We start from the raw sequence: 22,757 nt of genomic DNA, 5'->3' as shown, positions 1-22,757 counted from the left end.
TATAGTCTGCATCTTATCATCATTCAAATGTGCAGATTCAATCATCGGTGTCCCGGGAACCGGCAATCTGCCAGAGATGCACACGCAAGGCTAGAAGATGCGTTTTTCCTTTCTCCCCATCGTCATCCTGATGATGCCCATCCTCGAAATTGCCGGTTTCATCATCGTCGGCAAGGCAATCGGTTTGTGGCTGACATTGGCGCTTGTCCTGTTCACCTCGTTTCTGGGGTTGCTCATCCTGCGGCTGGGCGGCATCGGCATGGTGAGAAACCTTCAGGATGCGGGCCGCACCGGTGCGCAGCCGGCGGATGAGCTGGTGAATGGCGCCATGCGCGTCGTTGCCGGGATCCTGCTTTTCATTCCCGGTTTCATTACCGACATTCTCGGCCTTCTGCTTCTGTCGCCAACCGTGCGGCGCTTCTTCTGGAAAGCCTTCGGGCCGCGCGTCGTCGTTGCGGGTTCTTTTCGGCAATCCGGCCAGCAATCCGGTCCTCAGCCCGGTGATTTTTCCGGCTTTCGGAATGATCCGGGACATGCGCGCAATTCGAAGGTAGTGGATCTCGACGAGGAAGAGTTTCATCGCGAAGAGCCAAAGGGTTCCCCATGGTCGCGCAAACCGGACGATCGCGATCTGCCCAAACCCTGATCCCTAGCGGAATGGATCGCTATGACCCGATCACGAAGGGTTGTAAGCCCCCGGTCGAAATGATAGACCGCCTTCCACGAATTCACGCCGTGAGGAAATGTAATGACCGCTGAAAATGGTGCACAGGGCGCAGTAAGTCCTTCCCTCAACATTCTTGCCCAGTACATCAAGGATCTTTCCTTCGAAAATCCGGGTGCTCCTCGCTCGCTTCAGGCCCGTGACAATGCGCCGTCGATCAACATCAATGTCAACGTCAATGCAAACCCGATCTCGGGTTCGGATTTCGATGTTGTCCTGACGCTGAACGCGGAAGCCAAGGATGGCGACAAAGTGCTGTTCGCGGCCGAGCTGGTTTATGGTGGCGTGTTCCGCATCGCCGGTTTCCCGCAGGAACATATGCTGCCGGTGCTGTTCATCGAATGCCCGCGCCTGCTGTTCCCCTTCGCGCGCCAGATCATTGCGGACGTTACCCGCAACGGCGGTTTCCCGCCGCTGATGATCGATCCGATCGACTTCGCGCAGATGTTCGCCCAGCGCGTTGCCGAGGAACAGGCAAAGGCCAAGGTTCAGGCCGTACCGAACTAAGTGACGCGGCTTTGCGCTGCAGAATTCAGACAAAACAAAACCCGGGTTCATGCCCGGGTTTTTCTTTGACGGCATTCACCGTTTCCGGTGCCTGGACAGGCATCAATTCTGGTAACGGTTCCAGATCGCCTTGTCGCCCATGCCGAGAACGAGTTTGCCATGGGCCGCGACTGTTTCCGTATCCAGCCTCGAGGGCAAAGCCCGCGGCCTTTGCAGCGGCTCAAGCGGAACGTCTTCCTCGACGATGATGGTTTCCTGCTTGGCGGCAGAACCGAAACCGAGCGCCGTCTGGCGCCCACCGATCATTTCAATATAAACTTCGGCGAGCAGTTCGGAGTCGAGAAGAGCGCCGTGCTTGGTACGGTGGGAATTGTCGATGCCGTAACGCCGGCAAAGCGCGTCCAGCGAGTTCGGTCCCATAGGGTGCTTGCGACGGGCGAGCGAAAGCGTATCCGTCACCAGATCGGCGGCGACCGGTTCAATACCGAGACGGGCGAATTCCGCGTTGATGAAGCCCATGTCGAATGTGGCGTTATGCGCCACCCAGCGCGCGCCCTCGAAGAAGTCGCGAATCTGGTCGACGACCTCGGCGAATTTGGGTTTATCCTTCAGAAACTCGTCGGTAATCCCGTGAACGGCAAGTGCGTCGGGGTGAACCTTGCGATCTTCCGGGCTGATGTAGAGATGCAGCGTACGGCCGGTGGGAAAGTGGTTGATCAGCTCGATGCCGCCGATTTCAATCACGCGGTCCAGCTTCGATTCAAGGCCCGTGGTTTCCGTATCGAAAATGATCTCACGCATTCATCTCTCCGCGGCGCGACTCAGCGGCCAGTTTCTGCAGAATCTCTCTTACCTGATCCCGTGCCGCTTCGACACCATTTCCGGAATCGACGATAAAATCGGCGCGCCGGCGCTTTTCCGCGTCGGGCATCTGCCGGGCGAGGATCATTTCGAATTTCTCTTCCGTCATTCCGGGTCGGGACAAAACCCGCTCTCGCTGAATCTCCGGCGCGCAGCTGACGACAACGACTTTGTCGACCCGGCTTTCCGCCCCGGTTTCGAACAGCAGGGGAATATCGAGGAGGGCGAATTGCTGATCCTCTTTCCTTGCCTGGGCCAGAAAAGCCTCCTGCCTTCCGCGCACCAGCGGATGCACGATCTCTTCCAGTCTACTGAAATTAGCCGGATTCTGCCGCAAGATCTCACCGAGTTTCTGCCTGTCCACCGCACCGGAAATGGTAGTGCCCGGAAAGGCCGCTTCGATCAGCGGGGCGGCTTCCGCCCGGTAAAGCCCGTGCACGACCTCATCCGAATCGAGAACCGGAACCCCCTCCCCGGCAAACAACTTCGCCGTCGTCGTTTTTCCCATTCCAATCGAGCCGGTGAGACCGATGACGATCATCAATGTTTCTCCATATCCTCGATGATGAGAGAACGCAGGGCCTCATCGACCTCCGGCGTTTTGCCGAACCATCGCTTGAAACCGGGTTTTGCCTGATGAAGCAGCATGCCGAGCCCGTCGACGGTTGCGATGCCCTGCTCTTCCGCCATTTTCAGGATCGGGGTTTTCAAGGGCACATAGACGATATCGGTTACAACGGCCTGATCTGCCAGCGGCGAAAAATCAAGATGCGGCGCTTCCGTTCCATCCATGCCGAGCGACGTCGTATTCACGAAAAGCCCGGCACCCTGCATGACCTCATGAAGCGCTGCCTGGGGATGGGAAAAAACCCGCGGCCCAAAACGGTCGGCCAGTTCGCGCGCCCGTTCGACGGTACGGTTGAGGACGTGGATTTCGGCAATGCCGCGATCACGCAGCGACTGAATGACCGCCCGACTCGCGCCGCCGGCACCCAGAACCACTGCCCGCTTTGTCCTGTCCCAGCCCGGATGCCGCTCATCGAGATTGGAGACGAAACCATAACCATCCGTATTGGTGGCGTGAAGCTCACCTTCCTCCATCCAGACAGTGTTGGCGGCGCCGAGTTCTTCCGCCAGAGCATCGGGTCTGTCTGCCAGCCGGTAAGCCGCTTCCTTATGGGGAATGGTGACATTGCCGCCGACGGCCGTGCCCGGCTTGCCCTGCTTCAGCGTTGCAATGAAATTCGCGAAATCGTCCGGAGAGACTTCCACCGCCTTATACGAACCGGCAATGCCGAATTTCCTCAGCCAATAGGAATGGATAATAGGCGATCGCGAATGCTTGATCGGATAGCCGACAACGAAGGCGTTTATGGTTAATGTTTCACGTGAATCAGCCATCGATGACATCCATGTCGCGCAGTTTCGATAAAAGCGGCAGAAGCGGCAGGCCGAGAATCGTGAAATAATCGCCTTCGATCGAGGTGAATAGCTGGATTCCCTCTCCTTCGAGCTGATACGCGCCGACGCTGCTCAGGGCCTTTTCTCCCACCCTCTGCAGGTGGCGGGAGACAAATTCGGCGCTCAAAGTCCGAACGGTCAGCTCGGCGCTGGAAACGATTTGCCACACCACCTCGCCATGTCGGACGAGAACAGCAGCGCTGTTCAGGCGATGGACCTTGCCGGACAATGACAGCAGATGCGCTTCGGCCTCCGCCATGGTTTTCGGCTTGTGATAAACGCGGGCGCCGAGCGCCATGGTCTGGTCGCAGCCGAGAACCAGTGCTTTCGGATAAAGCGCGCTGACTGCAAGAGCCTTGGCCCTGGCGAGTTCCAGCGCAACCTCTTCCGGACTGGCGCCGTCTCGTTCCAGCTGTTCATCGAGCGCACGCTCGTCAATATCCGCCGGGATGGCCGAAAATGTCAGCCCCGCATTGCGCATCAGCATCTGGCGGGATGCGCTGGACGAGGCGAGGATCAATTCTTGTTGCATCGACTGTCTGCTCCGAATGGTGCGATTCGGATTATCGTGTCCTCGAACGAAGGGCAAGGATGGCCGCCGCCGTTTCCTCGATGGAACGGCGCGTGACATCGATCAGCGGCCAATTGTTGCGGGCGCAGAGCGCTCGTGCATATTTCAGCTCTTCCATGATGGTGGCGCGATCCGTGTATCGACCACTGTCAAATCCGCCCGTCGCGCCGAGTTCCCGGTTTTCGCGCACCTGCGATATCCGGTCCGATGTCGCGACCAGCCCGACGATCAACGGCCGCGTGGCCGCATAGAGGCTGTCGGGCAAAGGCACATTGGGAACGACCGGTATATTGGCGGTCTTTATCCCCCTGTTGGCGAGATAGATGCTGGTCGGTGTTTTTGAGGTGCGGCTGATGCCGATGATGACGATATCGGCCTCGTCATAGGTTTCTGGCATTTGCCCATCATCATGATCCATGGCGAAATTGAGCGCCTCGATCCTTGCGAAATAATCCGCATTCAAGGCATGTTGCGCGCCTACCCGCCGTCTGGACGGCGCACCTAAATAGGTCTGGAAGATGCCGATGATGGGTTCAAGGACATTTACGCAGGGCACCCCGATCGCATGGCACCGCAGATCCAGAAACTCGGCCAGCTGCTGGTCGACGATCGTATAGAGAACAATGCCCGGTTCCTTGTCGATGAGATCGACGACCTGCGCGAGCTGCTTCTGGTTTCGAATCATCGGATAGACATGTTCCACCGGCATGGAGGCGTGGAACTGGGCCGAAACGGCTCGACCGGCCGACATCAGAGTCTCTCCCGTTGAGTCCGAAATCAGGTGCAGATGGAAGAAGCTTTTTTTGTTCTCCACGCTGTTTTTCTCCCGCTGTTGATAAACAGGGACAAATCTCCGAATTGTCCTGCGGGTCGAACCGCGACGTGAATAAGGTGGTGTTTTTCCACAATCCGCAAGTGGCTTCAATCGTCTTCGACGTGCTTGTGAATTGTTGGAAGAATGTGAAACTGTTCAAAATTTTCCCCAGATTATCCACAATCGCCCTGTTTTTCTGGGTCGTCATAAATAACTGAAATTATTTATAAAATTTCTATTTTCCGGATTATTCGAAAACAATTGGGCCGATAACATCCGCAGGCACGCTTGAAACTTTGCGGCTGCGGCATTTCGACTGGAATGATTTTAATCCTTGCTACCCACAGACTCTAAGAAATAGAAAATCTTTTAAATCTCTTTGATTTTATTTTTTAGAAGCTGGGTGCCATGAGCGAACGCAAGGTTATGACGGTGTTGAACGGGCAGACGGTCACACCGCCGCCCATATGGCTGATGCGACAGGCTGGGCGTTATCTTCCCGAGTACAGGGAAACGCGAAAGAGCGCCGGTAGTTTCCTCGATCTCTGTTATAATCCCGAACTGGCGACGGAGGTCACTCTCCAACCCATTCGCCGGTTCGGGCTCGATGCCGCCATTCTCTTTTCCGATATTCTGGTGATACCCGACGCGCTTCACCGCAACGTGTCTTTCAGCGAAGGAAAAGGTCCGGCCATGGACCCGATCGATGTCAGCGGTATCGAGAAGCTGGATGCCGCAAATGTCATGGCGCATCTTTCTCCCGTTTTTGAAACCGTTTCCCGTCTGCGCGCCTCTTTGCCCCATGAAACGACGCTTCTTGGTTTCTGCGGCGCGCCGTGGACGGTTGCGACTTATATGATTGCGGGACACGGAACGCCGGATCAGGCCCCGGCGCGGCTGTTCGGTTATCAGGAACCGGTGGCCATGGAAAAGCTGCTGGCTTTTCTCGCCGACGTTTCCGCCGATTATCTGGTCGCGCAGATCGATGCAGGTGCGGATGCAGTTCAAATCTTCGATTCCTGGGCCGGCGTGCTCGGTGAGAAGGAATTTGAGGATTATGCGATAAAACCCGTTGCCCGCATTATCGCATCGGTGCGCGCCCGTCGGCCTTCGGCAAAAATCATCGCCTTCGCCAAGGGGGCTGGTTATCTTCTCAAGGATTATCGTCGTAAGACGGGCGCCGACGCCATTGGGCTCGACTGGTCGGTGCCGCTGAGCTTTGCAAAGGATTTGCAGAAGGAAGGGCCCGTGCAGGGCAATCTCGACCCCATGTTGATGGTGGCGGGCGGCAAGGCGCTGCAGGATGGTATAGATGCTGTGCTGCAGGCTCTTGCACAGGGGCCGCTGATCTTCAATCTCGGCCATGGCATCACCCCGCAGGCTGACCCGGAAAACGTCACCCGGCTGGTGCAGCGGGTGCGTGCCGGCGGAGCCGGAGCATGAGCGGCGAAAAACAGACCTCTGCCCGTTCCGGAAACCGGGCGGCTTTGCGCGCCGGCATCGCGCTCTGTGTCTTTGCTGCTTTCGTCGCCCTGTTATTTTATGCCGATCCGGCCGATCTCTATCTCTGGATCAAGGCGCTGCATATCATCGCCGTTATTTCCTGGATGGCGGCGATTTTTTACCTGCCACGGCTCTTCATCTACCACACCGATGCACCCGCCGGTTCGCAGCAGTCCGAAACCTTCAAGGTGATGGAGCAGCGGTTGATCAAGGTGATCATGAACCCGGCGATGATGATATCCTGGATATTGGGACTTTATCTCGCCTGGTCGGTTTATGGTTTTTCCGGCGGCTGGCTGCATGCCAAGATCGCGCTGGTGGTGCTTCTGACTGCGGCCCATGTTTATTTCACACGCAGTGCAAAACGTTTTGCGCGGGATGAAAATACGCGGCCTGCCCGTCACTGGCGGTTGATGAACGAGGTTCCGACGGTGCTGATGATCCTCATCGTCTTACTTGTGGTTGTGAAACCCTTCGGTTAAGACGGTGCGACGATAAATTTCGCGGAATTCGTGCTTTCCTCTTGCAGCGGCCGTGTTCAATCGCTATTTTCGGGCCACTCATCTTCGTGGCATGTGAATTATTCAGTCATCTGCGGTATCTCCCACAGCATCTGATTCGCGAACACGCCCTCCCCCGACATTACATTATCAAACGGTCTTCTCTTCATGGCTGAAATGAAGCTTCAGGAACTTAAGAGCAAATCGCCTACCGACTTGCTGACTTTTGCCGAATCCCTGGAAGTTGAAAATGCGAGCACCATGCGCAAGCAGGAGCTCATGTTCGCAATCCTCAAGGTTCTCGCGAGCCAGGACATCGAAATCATCGGCGAGGGCGTCGTTGAAGTCCTGCAGGACGGTTTCGGGTTCCTGCGATCCGCAAATGCAAACTATCTGCCCGGTCCGGACGATATCTATATCTCGCCCTCGCAGATCCGCCGCTTCTCGTTGAAGACCGGCGATACAGTCGAAGGCCCGATCCGCGGCCCCAAGGAAGGCGAACGTTATTTCGCGCTTCTCAAGGTCAATACGATCAATTTCGACGATCCGGAAAAGATCCGCCACAAGGTTCACTTCGACAATTTGACGCCGCTTTATCCGAATGAGCGCTTCAAGATGGAACTGGATGTTCCGACCTCGAAGGATTTGTCGTCGCGTGTGATCGATCTCGTCGCGCCACTCGGCAAGGGTCAACGCGGATTGATCGTCGCGCCACCGCGCACCGGTAAGACCGTTCTGTTGCAGAACATCGCCCATTCCATCACGGCAAATCATCCGGAATGCTACCTGATCGTTCTCCTGATCGATGAGCGTCCTGAAGAAGTGACCGACATGCAGCGTTCCGTGAAGGGCGAGGTTGTGTCTTCCACCTTCGACGAACCGGCCGTTCGTCACGTGCAGGTCGCCGAAATGGTGATCGAAAAGGCGAAGCGCCTGGTCGAACATGGTCGTGACGTCGTCATCCTGCTCGATTCCATCACGCGCCTCGGCCGTGCCTACAACACGGTTGTTCCCTCCTCCGGCAAGGTTCTGACGGGTGGTGTGGATGCCAACGCGCTGCAGCGCCCGAAGCGTTTCTTCGGTGCTGCTCGTAATATCGAAGAAGGCGGTTCGCTCACTATTATCGCGACCGCGCTGATCGATACCGGCAGCCGTATGGATGAAGTCATCTTCGAAGAATTCAAGGGTACCGGTAACTCGGAAATCGTGCTCGACCGCAAGGTCGCCGACAAGCGCATCTTCCCGGCACTGGATATTCTGAAATCCGGTACGCGTAAGGAAGACCTGCTGGTGCCGCGTCAGGATCTGCAGAAGATTTTCGTTCTTCGCCGTATTCTCGCGCCGATGGGTACGATGGACGCCATCGAGTTCCTGATCGACAAGCTGAAGCAGACCAAGAACAATTCGGATTTCTTCGAATCGATGAATACCTGATCCGAACTTTAGCCGGATTCATCATAAGAGCTTTAAAGCCGTATCCGTTTATTCGGATGCGGCTTGACTGTTTTAGACCGAGGTGAATGATGCCAGCTTCCGCCGATACGATCTATGCGCTTTCCAGCGGTGCCCTGCCGGCGGGTGTGGCTGTTCTCAGGATCAGCGGCCCGAGGGCTTTCTATGCCCTGGAGATGTTGACGGGCCTGGAACTTCCTTCACCACGAAAGGCGACGCTTTGCTCGATTCGGAATCGAAACGACGAGATCATCGACCAGGCGCTGGTAATCGCCTTTCCAGCTCCAAACTCTTTCACGGGTGAGCATTGTGTTGAAATTCATAGCCATGGCAGTCGCGCAGTCCTGGCTTCGATTTTTGCCGAACTGGAAAATCTTGAGGGACTTCGGCCCGCCGATGCCGGTGAATTCTCTCGTAGAGCCTTCGAGAATGGGAAGATGGATCTCCTTGAGGTCGAAGGTCTCGCCGATTTGTTGCAGGCTGAAACGGAAATGCAGCGGCGGTTGGCGGTGGAACAGAGTACTGGCAAATTGTCGGCACTCTATGACGGCTGGGCCAGCCAGCTGACACGCGCTCGCGCTCTCATCGAAGCGGAACTGGATTTTGCCGACGAGGAGGATGTTCCGGATTCCGTGGCGGCTCAGGTTTGGGAAGCCATGGCGCTTCTCAAAAAGGAAATCGGCGATCATCTCCAGGGTGGCGAAAGCGGAGAAATCATTCGCGACGGGTTCAAGGTCGCCCTCGTCGGTGAACCGAATGCAGGCAAATCCACTCTTTTGAACGCCCTTAGCGGCCGCGATGTTGCTATCGTTACCGATATTGCCGGCACCACGAGAGATGTCTTGAGCGTTGACATCAATCTGGAAGGATATCTCGTCCGGATATTCGATACGGCAGGAATACGGGAAACACAGGATGTTGTGGAGCTTGAAGGTGTAAGGCGCGCGGTTCTGACAGCAGAAACAGCAGATCTCATTCTGCTGCTGCAGGATAAGGATTCGTCTCCGAAACAATCTCTCGAATCATTCAAGAACCAGAGCTATTTGCGAGTTAGAACGAAAACAGCGCTTCATTCCCCTATCTTGGATGATGGATTTGATTTGTCTATCTCAGCCAAAGAAGGGATAGGTTTGAACGAACTGCGTTCGATGCTGAAGCGGGAGATAGAAAAACGCGTCGGCGCCGGCCAGACTTTGGTTCCCGCGCGCGCCAGGCATAAAAAACGACTTGAAGAGACGCTGAACTATGTTAGTGATGCGCTCGATTCCGAGACCCTGGACCTTGCGATAAGGTCAGAATATTTAAGACTCGCGGCGACATCGCTCGGACGGATCACCGGCCGCGTTGATGTGGAAGATTTGCTAGGCGTGATCTTCTCGGAATTCTGCATAGGAAAATGATTCACGTGAAACATCGGCGGCCGAGGCGGTGATGTTGATGCTGAGAGAACAGGGCGCAAGGATATGCACCAGTCATTCGATGTCGTTGTTATTGGTGGTGGTCACGCGGGCAGTGAAGCCGCGGCCGCTTCTGCAAGGCATGGTGCAAAAACCGCCCTTGTTACCCACAAACGTGAGACGATTGGCGTCATGTCCTGCAATCCCGCCATTGGCGGTCTGGGAAAGGGACACCTCGTTCGGGAAATCGATGCGCTGGATGGTTTGATGGGTCGGGTTGCCGATGCAGCGGGCATCCAATTCCGCATGCTCAACCGTAAAAAGGGGCCAGCCGTCCGTGGTCCCCGCACACAAGCCGACCGGCGGCTTTACCGCGAAGCCATGCAGCGTGAGATTGATGCGATTGAAAACCTGACCATTATTGAAGGCGATGCTTTCGATATTGAGATGGCCGACGATCGCGTCGCAGCCGTTATCATGAAGAACGGTAGCCGGATTCCTTGTGGCGCGATCGTGCTGACGAGCGGCACCTTCCTGCGTGGTCTCATTCATATCGGTTCCGAAAAGATTCCGGCGGGGCGTGTGGGAGAAATGCCGTCTGTTGGCCTGTCGGACACGCTCTCGCGGCTGGGTCTCGTTATGGGTCGCCTGAAAACGGGCACCCCTGCCCGACTGGACGGACGCACGATTGACTGGAATGCGGTGGATAGACAGGCTGCCGATGAGGATCCTGTCCCTTTTTCCTTCATGACGGATCGTATTCTCAATCCGCAAATAGAATGTGGTGTAACTCGTACCACTCCGGCTGGGCATAAGATCATTCAGGACAATATTCATCTGTCGGCGATGTATTCGGGACAGATCGAAGGGGTCGGTCCGCGTTATTGCCCGTCGATTGAGGATAAGATCACCCGTTTTGGTGAACGGGATGGTCATCAGATATTTCTCGAGCCGGAAGGTCTCGACGATCACACCATTTACCCAAACGGCATATCGACGTCCCTTCCCGCTTCCGTTCAGGAGCAATTTATCCGGACGATACCGGGCCTTGAACAGGTGACGATCCTGCAGCCGGGTTACGCGATCGAATATGACTATGTCGATCCGCGCGAGCTGAAGCCATCGCTGGAATGCCGCAAGATTCCGGGATTGTTTCTGGCCGGCCAGATTAATGGCACGACGGGTTATGAAGAAGCTGGCGCTCAGGGTCTCGTTGCCGGCTTGAATGCATCGCTTTATGCGGGCGATGCTGATCCGGTCTATTTTAGCCGAACCGAGTCTTATATCGGCGTCATGATTGATGACTTGACATCGAAAGGTGTCAGCGAGCCCTATCGCATGTTTACGTCCAGAGCGGAATATCGTCTTTCGCTGCGCGTGGACAATGCGGATCTGCGGCTTACACCAGTTGGCCAGATGGCTGGCATTGTCGGCCGCGAGCGGCAGGAACGCTTCGCAAATTTCATTTCCGATCTGGATCGCGGTCGAGAACTGATGAAGGCTATTTCCATCAGCCCTTCCCAGGCGGCGAAGCAGGGGTTGAAACTTAATCAGGACGGTCAACGCCGGTCCGTTTATGAATTGCTGGCCTATCCGGATATGACTCTCGAAGTCCTTACCGAACATTGGCCGGAATTGGGTACTCTTGACGGAAAAGTTGCAGAGGTCTTGCAGATCGAGGCGAGTTATGCGGTCTATATGCAGAGACAGAGCGCTGATATCGTCGATATCAAGCGGGACGAAGACAGAAAGATCCCGGATGATTTTGATTTTAAGAGTCTGTCCGGCCTTTCCAATGAGCTTAAACAAAAGCTGGAAAAAGCCCGTCCTGAGAATATTGCCCAGGCTGCTCGTGTTGACGGCATGACGCCGGCTGCGATATCGCTGCTGCTCGCACTTCTGCGGAAGGATTCCGTAACGCGAAGTGAAAAATTACGCATGCACCAATAGCGAGTCGGATTATGAAGATAAACGGCCAGAGTGTTTCACGTGAAACACAGGAAAGGCTCGAACATTTTGTCGAGCTTTTTAAGAAGTGGAACAGAACCACAAATCTGGTAGCGCCGTCCACTCTCGCCGAGCTCTGGAACCGGCATGTGGCCGACAGTGCGCAAATATTCCAGCTCTCCCCTCAGCCAAAAAAGTGGATTGATCTTGGAAGCGGTGGCGGATTCCCCGGTGTCGTCACCGCGATTTTTCTAGCGGAGCTTGGCGACGGTTGGATTGATCTGGTCGAAAGCAATAATAAAAAAGCGGCATTCTTGCGAATTGCACTGAAGGAAACCGGTGCAAGAGGTGCAGTCCACCCCGTCAGGATCGAAACAGCACCGGAAATCATCAAAAATTGCGACGCTGTTTCAGCGCGAGCACTCGCCGAACTGGATCTGCTTTTCGATTATATCCATCCTTGGGCGCAGAATAACCCGAATCTCAAGGCCTATTTTAATAAAGGCCGGGATTATGATTCTGAAGTGCAGAAAGCACATGGTCGCTGGGAGTTTGATCTGGTAAAACATCAGAGTGCCATTGAGGCAGATTCTGTTGTTCTTGAAATCAGCAACCTCGCTTTGAGGTGCTGATGAGCTGGCCAGGTGCGGCATGACTTTGGAAAAAAACCGGATTATCGCAGTTGCAAACCAGAAAGGCGGCGTTGGTAAAACAACAACCGCCATCAATCTGGCTACCGCGCTGGCGGCTATTGGTGAGCGCGTGCTGATCGTGGATCTGGACCCGCAGGGTAATGCGAGTACCGGACTTGGAATCGACCGCAAGGAGCGCAAGCTTTCGTCCTATGATCTTCTGGTAGGAGATCATGGGGTTGCGGAAGTTGCTGTTCCCACCGCCGTTCCCAATCTCGACATCGTACCCTCCACGATGGATTTGCTGGGTTTCGAAATGCAGGTCGCGAATGTTTCCAACCGCGTTTTCCTGTTGCGTGCGGCTATGGAGACGCAGGAAGCCAGAGGCTATTCCTATATTCTCGTCGACTGCCCCCCCTCTTTTAATCTTTTGACCATGAATGCCATGACGGCCGCACATTCCGTGCTCGTGCCGCTGCAATGCGAGTTCTTTGCACTGGAGGGCCTTAGCCAGTTGCTGGATACGGTCAGTCAGATTCGTGGATCGGTGAACCCACAGCTTGATATACAGGGCATTGTTCTTACAATGTTCGATGCGCGAAATAATCTTGCACAGCAGGTTGTTTCGGATGTGCGCACGCATCTGGGCGAAAAGGTTTACCACACGCTCATTCCACGCAATGTGCGTGTTTCCGAAGCGCCGTCCTATGGTAAACCGGCAATTCTCTATGATCTGAAATGTGCCGGCAGCCAGGCCTATCTGCAACTGGCGTCCGAAGTAATTCAGAGAGAGCGTCTGCGTAAAGCCGCCTGACGTTTGCCGGAATGTATGGAGTAATATCTTATGAGTGATGATCTTTCCAAGCGTCGGCTGGGGCGCGGTCTTGCCGCATTGATCGGAGAAATGGACCAGCCTGTGCCGGTGGGTGAGCCTCAGCGCGCTGTTAACGCCGATCGTACCATTCCCATCGAATTCATCGCTCGCAGCCAGAGAAACCCGCGGCGTCATTTCGATGAGAATGAGCTGCAGGATCTTGCCGCCTCCATTCGTCAGCATGGAATAGTTCAGCCTGTGGTCGTAAGAACGGTTGGAGTCAACCGATACGAGATTATTGCGGGTGAAAGACGCTGGCGTGCGGCGCAGCTGGCGGGCTTCACCGATGTTCCCGTCATCGTTCGCGATGTGGATGACCGCACGGCGCTGGAACTGGCGATTGTCGAAAACGTACAGCGTTCCGACCTCAATCCGCTCGAAGAAGCGATGGGGTATGAGCAGCTGATCGCCGAACACGGCTATACGCAGAATGATCTCGGCGAAATCATCGGCAAGAGCCGAAGCCACGTTGCCAACAGCCTGCGGCTTTTGAAGCTTCCCGATCCGGTACGGGATATGCTGGCGGATGGTTCGCTCTCCGCAGGTCATGCCCGCGCGCTTGTTTCCACTTCCGATCCGGCGACGCTCGCGAAAACAATCGTATCCAAGGGACTTTCGGTGCGTGATGCCGAGCGCCTGGCGCAGAATGATATCAAATCGCAGGGCGATGTTGCGGAGAAGCGACCTGCGGCGGAAAAGGATTCTGATACGATCGCGCTCGAACGCAGCTTGTCCGATGCTCTCGGGCTGGATGTGAAGATCAGCCACAAGGGCGGATCGGGGCAAATCCGTATCGGTTATCGGACATTGGAACAGCTTGAAGCGGTATGCCGGCTTCTGGAGCAGAAATAAGTAACTATTTGTTTTAAAATATAAAATACCCGCCTTTGGCGGGTATTTTTATTTACGGCGTTCAAAAGTCGATGGCCCGGCCCTTTATTTCGTAATCGCCGAAACGCACGGGTTCCGCGCCGCCGCGGCCGCCGGTTTCCGGCGGCAACTGGAGATCGGCCTGTTGCTTGCGCCGTTCTTCCGCTTCTTTCAACGCTCGCTGCGCCGCCGGCGAAAGTCGCTTTACACTTTCCTCGCCACTGTCTGTGGAGTTGTCATTATCCGCATTCTGCATGAAATCCTCCCTATGACGGGATATTGAAATACGTTTGCCGCTTACCAGATTATATAATCCGAGGGGCTTTATAAACCCCGGAATATTCCCGGTGAGTGACAAGGAGAGTTTAACGGATGAACATGATGCGCACGGCAATGCTTCTGGCCTTCATGACCGCATTGTTCATGGGTGTCGGTTTTCTGATCGGCGGCAAGGGCGGCATGATGATCGCCCTGGTCATCGCAGCCGGTATGAATATTTTTTCCTACTGGAACTCTGACAAGATGGTTCTCTCCGCCTATCATGCGCGGGAGATCGATGAGGCGAATGCGCCCGAATTTTTTCACATGATCCGCGACCTGTCGCAAAATGCCGGTCTGCCAATGCCGAAGGTCTATATTTACGATAGCCCGCAACCCAATGCCTTCGCGACCGGGCGGAATCCTCAGAACGCTGCTGTTGCCGCTTCGACAGGCCTGCTGGAGCGTCTGACGCCCGAGGAAGTGGCCGGTGTCATGGCGCATGAGCTTGCGCATGTGCAGAACCGGGATACGCTGACCATGACAATCACCGCCACGCTGGCGGGCGCCATCTCCATGCTCGGCAACTTTGCCTTCTTCTTCGGCGGTAACCGGGAGAACAACAATAACCCGCTCGGCTTTATCGGCGTGCTGGTCGCGATGATCGTGGCGCCGCTGGCAGCGATGCTGGTGCAGATGGCGATCAGCCGCACACGGGAATATTCCGCCGACCGGCGCGGTGCGGAAATCTGCGGCAACCCGCTCTGGCTTGCTTCCGCCTTGCAGAAGATTTCGGGCATGGCGCAGCGCATTCACAATGACGATGCCGAGCGCAACCCGGCAACGGCGCATATGTTCATCATCAATCCGCTTTCTGGCGAGCGCATGGACAATCTCTTCTCCACGCACCCGAATACGGAAAACCGCGTGGCCGCGCTGCATGCGATGGCGCAGGAGTTTTCCCCGCAAGGATCGACGCCGCCGCCATCGGGTGATAGACCTCTGCGCAAATCAGGCTCCGTTCCCAAAACAGGCTGGGGACGAGGCAATGAAAACGAGCGCAAGGGGCCGTGGTCTTGACATCCGATATTCAGAATAAGCCGGCGCGGTCCAGAAAACCGAGACCGGCAAATGGGAGGGGCCGTGAAGACGGCCCTTCGTCTTTCCAGGACAAGCCGGGTCTCGCCGCGCGCATTGCCGCCACCCGCATTCTGGCGGCCGTTCTGGAAAAGAAGACCTCGCTGGATGGGATGCTCGATAGCGAAAACGGCAATCCCGTCTATCGAGCCCTGTCGCTTGCGGACCGGGCGCTGGTGAGAGCCATCGTCAATAGCGCGCTTCGCCACCTCCCCCGGATTGAAACGGCATTGTCGATGCTGCTTGATGGGCCGTTGCCGCAGGGCGCGAGATCGTTGCATCACGTTCTTGTCGTCGGTGCGGCGCAGATGCTTTACCTCGATGTGCCGGATCATTCCGCTGTCGATCTCGCCGTGGAGCAGGCTCACCGGGATCCGCGCAACCGGCGTTTCGTCAAGCTGGTGAACGCCGTTCTCCGACGGCTCGGGCGTGAAAAAGCGGATATCGAGAAGGCTGTCGCCGGCGTTCCGGTATTGCCGGACTGGTTCCATGCGCGGCTTGTTTCCGCTTACGGCAATGAGGTTGCGCAAAGGATTTCGGAGGCGCAGCTGACACCCTCCTCGATTGATCTGACGATCAAGGTTGATCCCGCTCTCTGGGCGGAAAAACTGGGCGGTACGCTCATGCCGAATGGCAGCGTGCGTCTGGGTGAATTCGAGGGGCAGATCCCATCGCTCGAAGGCTTCGCTGAAGGTGCGTGGTGGGTGCAGGATCTCGCTGCCAGCATGCCGGTTCGGCTTATGGGTAACATCGCGGGCAAACGTGTCGCAGATCTCTGTGCTGCTCCGGGCGGCAAGACCGCGCAGCTTGCACTGGCGGGCGCCAATGTGACGGCGCTGGATCAGTCCGGTAACCGTCTTCGTCGTCTCAGGGAAAATCTCGACCGGCTAGGCCTCCGTGCCGAAACGGTGGAGGCCAATATGCTGAAGTACCAGCCGGAACAGCTCTTTGACGCGGTCCTCCTCGATGCCCCCTGTTCTTCCACCGGGACACTTCGCAAACATCCCGATGTCTGCTGGACCAAGGATGAGAACGATATTGCCAAACTCGCTGCCCTCCAGGGCCAGATGCTGCGGCATGCGCTGACCCTTGTTGGCCCAGGCGGCCTCGTGGTGTTCTCCAATTGCTCGCTCGATCCTTCCGAAGGAGAAGCGATGATTGCCGAGGTTCTGGCGGAAAATCCCGGCGTGGAACGTGTTGCCGTCCGCCGCGAGGATTGGCCCGGAATGGAAGCGGCCATCAGTCCCAATGGCGATCTTCGCACGACACCGGACATGTTCGGCGGCGTCGATGGGTTTTTTAGCAGTGTCTTGCGTAAGAAGTAGAAAAAAGCCAAGCTTTCGCGAATCATTAGATATTTATCGAAAACGTTCCGGTCGTCGCGGTTCACTGATAAAAACAAAACATGTGAAACGGGAAACACAGCTTGTTAGGGTCCTTTGCAGGCAGCATGAATGCCGCCGGTCTTCTGTCGCGGATGGCGTATCGTCGTCTGTGTGTCGGCCTCACCCCTTTGCGCCTGCATATGTCGCGATTTGCCACTCGTGCGCCAGACGGTCTGGTGGCGGCGCCGACCGATCTCAGAGCCATCGATCCCTATTTCGCCGAGGAACTGTTGCGGGGCCGCATCGCACTGGCGGGGCGTGTCGTCGAAACCGGCGGAGCTTCGCCATTCCAGGTGGAATATCCCTCAGCGGTTTTTGAAGAACGGCTGCATGCATTCAGTTGGCTACGGCATATTCGCTCCGATAAATCGAGCGAGGCCTGCAAACGGGCGCGCCGCATCGTTGCGGAATGGATGGTGCTTCATGGCAAGCGGCTTGCAGGCACTGCCTGGTCGCCGGAAATCGCCGCACAAAGGCTGATTGCCTGGCTTTCGCACTCTCCCGTGGTTTTATACGAGGCCGATGCCGGCTTTTATCGCCGGTTCCTGAAAAGCCTCGCCTTTCATGTCCGTTATCTCGAAAGAATCGTCAGACACGCGCCCGATGGCGAAGCGCGGCTGAGGATCAGGATTGCCTTGGCCATGGCTTCCATCGCCATGCCAACGCGCCTTTCGCGGATCACGCGGAATGGAATGAAGCTGGCTCAGGAAATGGAACGCCAGATTCTGCCCGATGGCGGGCATGTTTCCCGTAATCCACGCGTCATGCTGGACCTGCTGCTTGATCTCCTGCCGCTTCGGCAAAGTTATATCAATCTCGGCCATGATCTGCCCTCCGGTCTGGTGCCGGCGATAGACCGCATGTTCCCGGCGATCCGGTTCTTCCGGCATCAGGGTGGCGATCTCGCGCTGTTCAACGGCGCCACGGCGACGCTCGCCAATGAGCTTGTTTCCGTGCTGCGTTATGACGAAACGGCCGGCCGGCCCTCCAAGGTCCTGCCGGACGTGAACTATCACCGGCTTGCGACGGACGATACGGTCATCATCGTCGATACAGGGTATCCCGGCTCGGCGGAGCTTTCGCGCAATGCCCATTCGGGTTGCCTGTCTTTCGAAATGTCCTGCGGCAAGAACCGCTTCATCGTCAATTCGGGCTTTCCGCGCAACGCCGCGCCGGAATATCAGCGGGCCAGCCGTTCCACGGCGGCGCATTCCACCGTCACGCTTGCGGATACATCATCCTGTAGACTGTCGCGCTCGCGGCTGCTTGGTCCGATCATGGTGTCAGGCGTCAGCCACGTCGACAGCCGGCGTGGAACGGATGCAAGCGGCAATGACATCCTGTGGGCGTCTCATGACGGCTATTTGCAGAATTTCGGCTGCTACCATGAGCGGGAAATAGAATTGAATGCAGCCGGCACCAAGATAAAGGGTAGGGATCTACTTCGAGCCGATGCGAGTGCGGTAAAAACGCAATTGCAGTCGGTCACGGCGGTTTCACGTTTCCATATTCATCCCCACATTCAGATACACCAGCGGGATGAGGAGTCGGTCTATCTGGAGGCAGCGGATGGAACCGTATGGCTGTTTTCCGCACCCGGGCTGGAGCTTTTCGTCACCGAGGATGTCTTCATGGCTGATGCATCCGGTATGCGCCCGTCGCAGCAGATCGAGCTCCCCTTCAATCTCGCAAATACGCGGGAAATCCGCTGGCTCATCGAACGCCAGGCCTAGACAATTTCCGGCGGTGCCGATCAAAAACCACCATAGTTTTCACCGTTCGGCCTCCCCGCTGTTTATTAATCCGGTAAGCTGTGTTAACGCGGCGGCAATTGCTGGATCAATCCCATTCCAGCCTGTCCTCCCCGTTAAACGGAGTATGCCTGATGGCCGTCGTGTCCAAGAAAATCCCCGCCCCCGATAAGGTCAAAATCCGCACGGCGCTTCTTTCCGTGTCCGACAAGACTGATATTATCGAGCTGGCGACGGTTCTGTCGAAGCTTGGCGTCAAGCTTCTGTCGACCGGTGGAACGGCGAAAGCCATTGCCGAAGCAGGCCTGCCTGTGACGGATGTCTCCGACGTAACGAATTTTCCCGAGATCATGGACGGCCGCGTCAAGACACTGCATCCCAATGTCCATGGCGGGCTCCTTGCCATCCGGGACGATGCGGAGCATGTCGAGGCGATGAAGGCGCATGGCATCGAGGCGATCGATCTCTCGGTCATCAATCTCTATCCCTTCGAGGAAGTTCGCTCCAAGGGCGGCGATTATCCGACGACGGTGGAAAACATCGATATTGGTGGTCCGGCGATGATCCGCGCGTCCGCCAAGAACCATGCCTATGTCACGGTGGTTACCGATCCGTCTGACTACCCCGATCTGGTTGAGGCCCTGCAGGCTGATGACGGCCAGACGTCCTATGCCCTGCGCCAGCGTTTTGCCGCCAAGGCCTATGCTCGCACCGCCGCCTATGATGCGGTGATTTCCAACTGGTTTGCCGAGGCGCTTGCGATCGAAACGCCGGATTACCGCGCTATCGGCGGCGCGCTGAAGGAAAAGATGCGGTATGGCGAAAACCCGCACCAGAGCGCTGGTTTTTACCTCACCGGCGAAAAGCGCCCTGGCGTTGCAACGGCGACGCTTCTTCAGGGCAAGCAGCTTTCCTATAACAACATCAATGACACCGATGCAGCTTACGAGCTCGTGGCGGAATTCCTGCCGGAAAACGCGCCGGCAGTCGCTATCATCAAACACGCCAATCCCTGCGGCGTGGCGACGGGTCCGACACTTGCCGAAGCTTACCGGCGGGCGCTGGCATGCGATTCCGTTTCCGCTTTTGGTGGCGTGATTGCCCTGAACCGCACGCTCGATGCGGAAACGGCGGAAGAAATCGTCAAGCTCTTCACCGAAGTCATCATCGCGCCTGATGTCACGGAAGAAGCCAAGTCCATCATCGCCCGCAAGCCGAACCTGCGCCTTCTGGCCGCTGGCGGCCTGCCTGATCCACGCGCGGCCGGTATTACCGCGAAGACCGTCTCGGGCGGCCTGCTGGTGCAGAGCCGCGACAATGGCATGGTCGAGGATCTGGACCTCAAGGTCGTCACCAAGCGTGCGCCGACGTCGCAGGAACTTGAAGACATGAAGTTTGCCTTCAAGATCGCCAAGCATGTGAAGTCCAATGCCGTCATTTACGCCAAGGACGGGCAGACTGCGGGTATCGGCGCCGGCCAGATGAGCCGTGTGGATTCCGCGCGTATCGCTGCCCAGAAGGCGGAAGATGCCGCCAAGGCCCTTGGCCTTGCCGAACCGTTGACGCGCGGCTCCGCCGTCGCTTCGGAAGCATTTTATCCCTTTGCCGACGGCTTGCTCGCCGCGATTGCCGCAGGCGCCACTGCTGTCATCCAGCCGGGCGGCTCCATGCGCGATCAGGAAGTGATTGACGCCGCGAATGAGCATAATGTGGCAATGGTCTTTACCGGCATGCGCCACTTCCGCCACTAAGCGCGGAAACAACCAGGAATAACGAAGGCCCGGAAATTACTTTCCGGGCCTTTTGTTTCACGTGGGACAGTCTTGGTGCCGCAGGTTCAGGTCACGGCCCCAACCTGCCACGGCACAAATTCATTGTCGCCGTAGTCGTAGATCTCGCTGACGGTCTTGTCGCCGGAAGCGACGGCTAGAATATGCTCGAAAATTCGTTTGCCGGATTCTTCGATGGTTTCAGCACCGGTGACGATCTCGCCGCAATTGATATCCATGTCTTCCTTCATGTGTTCATACATTTCGGAATTGGTGGCGATCTTGATGCAGGGTGACGGCTTGAAGCCCGAAACCGAGCCGCGGCCGGTGGTGAAACAGATGACGTTGCAGCCGCCGGCGACCTGGCCGGTGACGGCAACGGGGTCATAGCCGGGCGTATCCATGAATACGAAACCCTGTTCCGTCACGGTTTCGGCGAACTCATAAACCGCCTTCAGCGGCATGGACCCGCCCTTGGCGACCGCGCCCAGCGATTTTTCCAGAATGGTGGTCAGGCCGCCAAGCTTGTTGCCGTGGGAAGGGTTGTTATTGAGTTCGTCGCCATTGCGGGCGGTATAATCGCGCCACCAGTCGATACGCTGTAGCAGCTTTTCGGCGACGGCAGGGGTGACGGCGCGCTTCGTTAACAGATGCTCGGCGCCGTAAATCTCCGGCGTCTCCGAGAGGACCGTGGTTCCACCGTTGCGGACGATGAGGTCGGAGGCATAACCCAGAGCCGGGTTGGCGGAAATGCCGGAATAACCATCCGAACCGCCGCATTCCAGCGCCACCTTCAGCTTGGAAAGCGGTTGCTCCGTGCGGCGGGCGGCATTGACCATCGGCAGCATGGCCTTGATCTCGGCAATTGCCGCATCGATCGTCTTGCGGGTGCCGCCATGCTGCTGGATCGTCATGGTGCGCAGCCGCTCACCCTCTTCCATCTTGTAATGTTCGAGAATGGGCGCGATCTGGTTGGTCTCGCAACCGAGGCCGATCAGCAGAATGCCGCCGAAATTTGGATGGCGGGCATAGCCCTGAATAGTGCGGATCAGCAGGCGGTAACCTTCCGATTTCGTATTCAGCGCACAGCCGCCGCCATGGGTCAGCGCAACGACGCCATCGACATTGTCGAAACCATCAAGGCCGCCCTGCTTGTTGAAATAATCCGCGATGTAACGCGAAACCGTGGCGGAACAGTTCACCGAAGCGATCACGCCGATATAGTTTCTCGTTCCGACACCACCGAGGCCGCGGTCATAACCCTTGAACGTCCGGCGTTCAGCTTCCGGCACCATGCCCTTTTCTTCGATATCAACGCTGAACTGATGCGCGTGTTCGGAAGGCACCATGGCGAGATTGTGCAGGTGCACGTGCCGGCCGGGTTCGATATCCTGGGTGGCGATACCGATGACCTGTCCGTATTTCAGCACCTCATCGCCCGATTTGATGAATTTGAGGGCCACCTTGTGCCCGCGCCCGATCAGTTCGAGCGCTGCCAGATCGCCCCTGCCCGTCGCGCCGCCGGCCGGAATGGACCGACGCGCCACCGCGACATTGTCGTTGGCGTTCAGCAAAATGGTTGCCTCGGAATTCTCACTCACGGGTTTTCCTCCTCCCGGTATATTGCCTGCTATGTTTCTAGATCAGTTTTCGACCCAGCGTCTCTTCGAACCTTCCAGATGGGTATGCATGGCGGCCTGCGCCAGCAGCGGGTCTTTCAGTTCAAGCGCCGCCAGAATGGCCTCGTGTTCCTGAAGCGCATGGGTCCAGGTATCGCGGTCTTCGAATTTCACGCGAAGCTGGGCCGAAATGGGGCTGTGGCGCTCATCGAAGAGGTTCGCCACCATTCGGGCCAAAACGCTGTTACCGGATTGCTCGGCGATGGTGACGTGAAACAGTCGATCCTGATCTAGAGGCTTGCGGCCGGCCTCGATTTCCCGCTGCATGGTATTGAGTATCTGGCGGAGGGTCGCGATTGTCTCATCGGTCATCCGGCTTGCCGCCAGCACAATGGTCGCCCCCTCCAGCGCGGCGCGCGCCTGCATCAGTTCGGAGGGGCTGTCACCCAGCGATTTGGTATGGTGGGTCGTCTGCAACGCTTCCGCCGACACATAAACCCCAGAACCCATGCGAATTTCGACGGTGTTGTCGATTTCAAGCGCAATCAGCGCCTCGCGCAAGGAAGGCCTCGATACACCGAGCTTCTGTGCCAGTTCCCGCTCAGCGGGAAGCCGCGTGCCGGGCAGGAATTCACCCATATCGATGAGTTCGCGTATCTGATCCGCAATCTGCTGATAAAGCCTGCGCGGTTCCGCTATTTTGGCCTGACCACTCATGTGTTTTT

22 protein-coding genes are annotated in these 22,757 nt (G+C 56.7%); 14 read left to right on the top strand and 8 right to left on the bottom strand.

Annotated elements, in window-relative coordinates; all coding sequences use genetic code 11:
* Window positions 1-97 precede the first annotated feature (97 nt).
* Together FGF54_RS13400 and secB are read left to right on the top strand one after the other, a co-directional pair.
* Window positions 98-646 carry an FxsA family protein gene (locus FGF54_RS13400; protein ID WP_020809862.1) on the top strand — a complete coding sequence of 183 codons (549 nt, stop codon included), beginning with the start codon at window positions 98-100 and terminating at the stop codon, window positions 644-646.
* A gap of 102 nt (window positions 647-748) precedes the next feature.
* Entirely contained in the window at window positions 749-1,231 is a 483-nt protein-coding gene (gene secB, locus FGF54_RS13395; protein ID WP_003521154.1) for a protein-export chaperone SecB, read from the top strand.
* 102 nt (window positions 1,232-1,333) lie between these two features.
* Here the strand turns inward: secB and dnaQ are convergent, their stop codons facing one another.
* The 5 genes from dnaQ to FGF54_RS13370 are packed head-to-tail and all read right to left on the bottom strand — an operon-like array spanning window position 1,334 to window position 4,938.
* Complete coding sequence (gene dnaQ, locus FGF54_RS13390; RefSeq protein ID WP_020809861.1) at window positions 1,334-2,032, bottom strand: DNA polymerase III subunit epsilon; 699 nt, start codon at window positions 2,030-2,032, stop codon at window positions 1,334-1,336.
* Window positions 2,025-2,633, bottom strand: coding sequence for a dephospho-CoA kinase (coaE, locus tag FGF54_RS13385; RefSeq protein ID WP_142779923.1), 609 nt, complete (start codon window positions 2,631-2,633; stop codon window positions 2,025-2,027). Before coaE ends, dnaQ begins: the two co-directional genes overlap by 8 nt.
* Window positions 2,633-3,493: a shikimate dehydrogenase gene (locus FGF54_RS13380; RefSeq protein ID WP_142779922.1), complete on the bottom strand. Its 861-nt coding sequence runs from the start codon at window positions 3,491-3,493 to the stop codon at window positions 2,633-2,635. The genes coaE and FGF54_RS13380 overlap by 1 nt, the downstream gene beginning before the upstream one ends.
* Window positions 3,486-4,085 carry a Maf-like protein gene (locus tag FGF54_RS13375; protein WP_142779921.1) on the bottom strand — a complete coding sequence of 200 codons (600 nt, stop codon included), beginning with the start codon at window positions 4,083-4,085 and terminating at the stop codon, window positions 3,486-3,488. The genes FGF54_RS13380 and FGF54_RS13375 overlap by 8 nt, the downstream gene beginning before the upstream one ends.
* A 31-nt stretch (window positions 4,086-4,116) precedes the next feature.
* A complete protein-coding gene (locus tag FGF54_RS13370; protein ID WP_003521149.1) occupies window positions 4,117-4,938 on the bottom strand; it encodes a pyruvate, water dikinase regulatory protein in 822 nt (273 codons plus the stop codon).
* A gap of 408 nt (window positions 4,939-5,346) precedes the next feature.
* On the opposite strand from FGF54_RS13370, the gene hemE reads away from it, so the two are divergent.
* From hemE to FGF54_RS13330, 8 genes are all read left to right on the top strand, one after another.
* A complete protein-coding gene (hemE, locus tag FGF54_RS13365) occupies window positions 5,347-6,381 on the top strand; it encodes a uroporphyrinogen decarboxylase (RefSeq protein WP_142779920.1) in 1,035 nt (344 codons plus the stop codon).
* Entirely contained in the window at window positions 6,378-6,923 is a 546-nt protein-coding gene (hemJ, locus tag FGF54_RS13360) for a protoporphyrinogen oxidase HemJ (RefSeq protein WP_168208098.1), read from the top strand. Before hemE ends, hemJ begins: the two co-directional genes overlap by 4 nt.
* Window positions 6,924-7,109: 186 nt before the next feature.
* Complete coding sequence (gene rho / locus FGF54_RS13355) at window positions 7,110-8,375, top strand: transcription termination factor Rho (RefSeq protein ID WP_004444236.1); 1,266 nt, start codon at window positions 7,110-7,112, stop codon at window positions 8,373-8,375.
* Window positions 8,376-8,461: 86 nt separating this feature from the next.
* Window positions 8,462-9,793 carry a tRNA uridine-5-carboxymethylaminomethyl(34) synthesis GTPase MnmE gene (gene mnmE / locus FGF54_RS13350; protein ID WP_168208097.1) on the top strand — a complete coding sequence of 444 codons (1,332 nt, stop codon included), beginning with the start codon at window positions 8,462-8,464 and terminating at the stop codon, window positions 9,791-9,793.
* Window positions 9,794-9,856: 63 nt separating this feature from the next.
* Window positions 9,857-11,740, top strand: coding sequence for a tRNA uridine-5-carboxymethylaminomethyl(34) synthesis enzyme MnmG (gene mnmG / locus FGF54_RS13345; protein WP_142779919.1), 1,884 nt, complete (start codon window positions 9,857-9,859; stop codon window positions 11,738-11,740).
* Window positions 11,741-11,751: 11 nt separating this feature from the next.
* Window positions 11,752-12,369: a 16S rRNA (guanine(527)-N(7))-methyltransferase RsmG gene (rsmG, locus tag FGF54_RS13340; protein WP_142779918.1), complete on the top strand. Its 618-nt coding sequence runs from the start codon at window positions 11,752-11,754 to the stop codon at window positions 12,367-12,369.
* Between the two features lie 19 nt (window positions 12,370-12,388).
* Window positions 12,389-13,183: a ParA family protein gene (locus tag FGF54_RS13335; protein WP_003521142.1), complete on the top strand. Its 795-nt coding sequence runs from the start codon at window positions 12,389-12,391 to the stop codon at window positions 13,181-13,183.
* A gap of 30 nt (window positions 13,184-13,213) precedes the next feature.
* Window positions 13,214-14,095, top strand: coding sequence for a ParB/RepB/Spo0J family partition protein (locus FGF54_RS13330; protein ID WP_003505321.1), 882 nt, complete (start codon window positions 13,214-13,216; stop codon window positions 14,093-14,095).
* Between the two features lie 61 nt (window positions 14,096-14,156).
* Here the strand turns inward: FGF54_RS13330 and FGF54_RS13325 are convergent, their stop codons facing one another.
* The gene (locus FGF54_RS13325; RefSeq protein WP_142779917.1) at window positions 14,157-14,369 is read right to left on the bottom strand and encodes a DUF1674 domain-containing protein; all 213 of its coding nucleotides are present in this window, start codon (window positions 14,367-14,369) and stop codon (window positions 14,157-14,159) included.
* A 116-nt stretch (window positions 14,370-14,485) separates the two neighbouring features.
* Between FGF54_RS13325 and htpX the strand changes: the two genes are divergently transcribed.
* The 4 genes from htpX to purH all read left to right on the top strand — a co-directional run bounded on the left by htpX (window position 14,486) and on the right by purH (window position 20,395).
* Window positions 14,486-15,451 carry a zinc metalloprotease HtpX gene (gene htpX / locus FGF54_RS13320; protein WP_142779916.1) on the top strand — a complete coding sequence of 322 codons (966 nt, stop codon included), beginning with the start codon at window positions 14,486-14,488 and terminating at the stop codon, window positions 15,449-15,451.
* Window positions 15,448-16,833 (top strand): RsmB/NOP family class I SAM-dependent RNA methyltransferase, encoded by a 1,386-nt coding sequence (locus FGF54_RS13315; RefSeq protein ID WP_142779915.1) that lies wholly within the window; start codon window positions 15,448-15,450, stop codon window positions 16,831-16,833. The genes htpX and FGF54_RS13315 overlap by 4 nt, the downstream gene beginning before the upstream one ends.
* A 125-nt stretch (window positions 16,834-16,958) precedes the next feature.
* Window positions 16,959-18,626: a heparinase II/III family protein gene (locus FGF54_RS13310; protein WP_168208137.1), complete on the top strand. Its 1,668-nt coding sequence runs from the start codon at window positions 16,959-16,961 to the stop codon at window positions 18,624-18,626.
* Between the two features lie 152 nt (window positions 18,627-18,778).
* A complete protein-coding gene (gene purH / locus FGF54_RS13305; RefSeq protein WP_142779914.1) occupies window positions 18,779-20,395 on the top strand; it encodes a bifunctional phosphoribosylaminoimidazolecarboxamide formyltransferase/IMP cyclohydrolase in 1,617 nt (538 codons plus the stop codon).
* An 86-nt stretch (window positions 20,396-20,481) separates the two neighbouring features.
* Here purH and FGF54_RS13300 read toward each other — a convergent pair whose 3' ends face one another.
* Both FGF54_RS13300 and FGF54_RS13295 read right to left on the bottom strand, forming a co-directional pair.
* On the bottom strand, window positions 20,482-22,014 hold the full coding sequence (locus FGF54_RS13300; RefSeq protein WP_003520218.1) for a UxaA family hydrolase: 1,533 nt from the start codon (window positions 22,012-22,014) through the stop codon (window positions 20,482-20,484).
* A 42-nt stretch (window positions 22,015-22,056) separates the two neighbouring features.
* Window positions 22,057-22,749, bottom strand: coding sequence for a FadR/GntR family transcriptional regulator (locus FGF54_RS13295; protein ID WP_020809848.1), 693 nt, complete (start codon window positions 22,747-22,749; stop codon window positions 22,057-22,059).
* Window positions 22,750-22,757: the final 8 nt, after the last annotated feature.

The sequence above is a fragment of the Agrobacterium sp. T29 genome, assembly GCF_006970545.1.
In the GTDB taxonomy this organism is placed as follows: domain Bacteria; phylum Pseudomonadota; class Alphaproteobacteria; order Rhizobiales; family Rhizobiaceae; genus Agrobacterium; species Agrobacterium leguminum.
The sequence above is the reverse complement of the archived record's forward strand: the minus strand, read 5'-3'. Positions and strand labels throughout refer to the sequence as shown.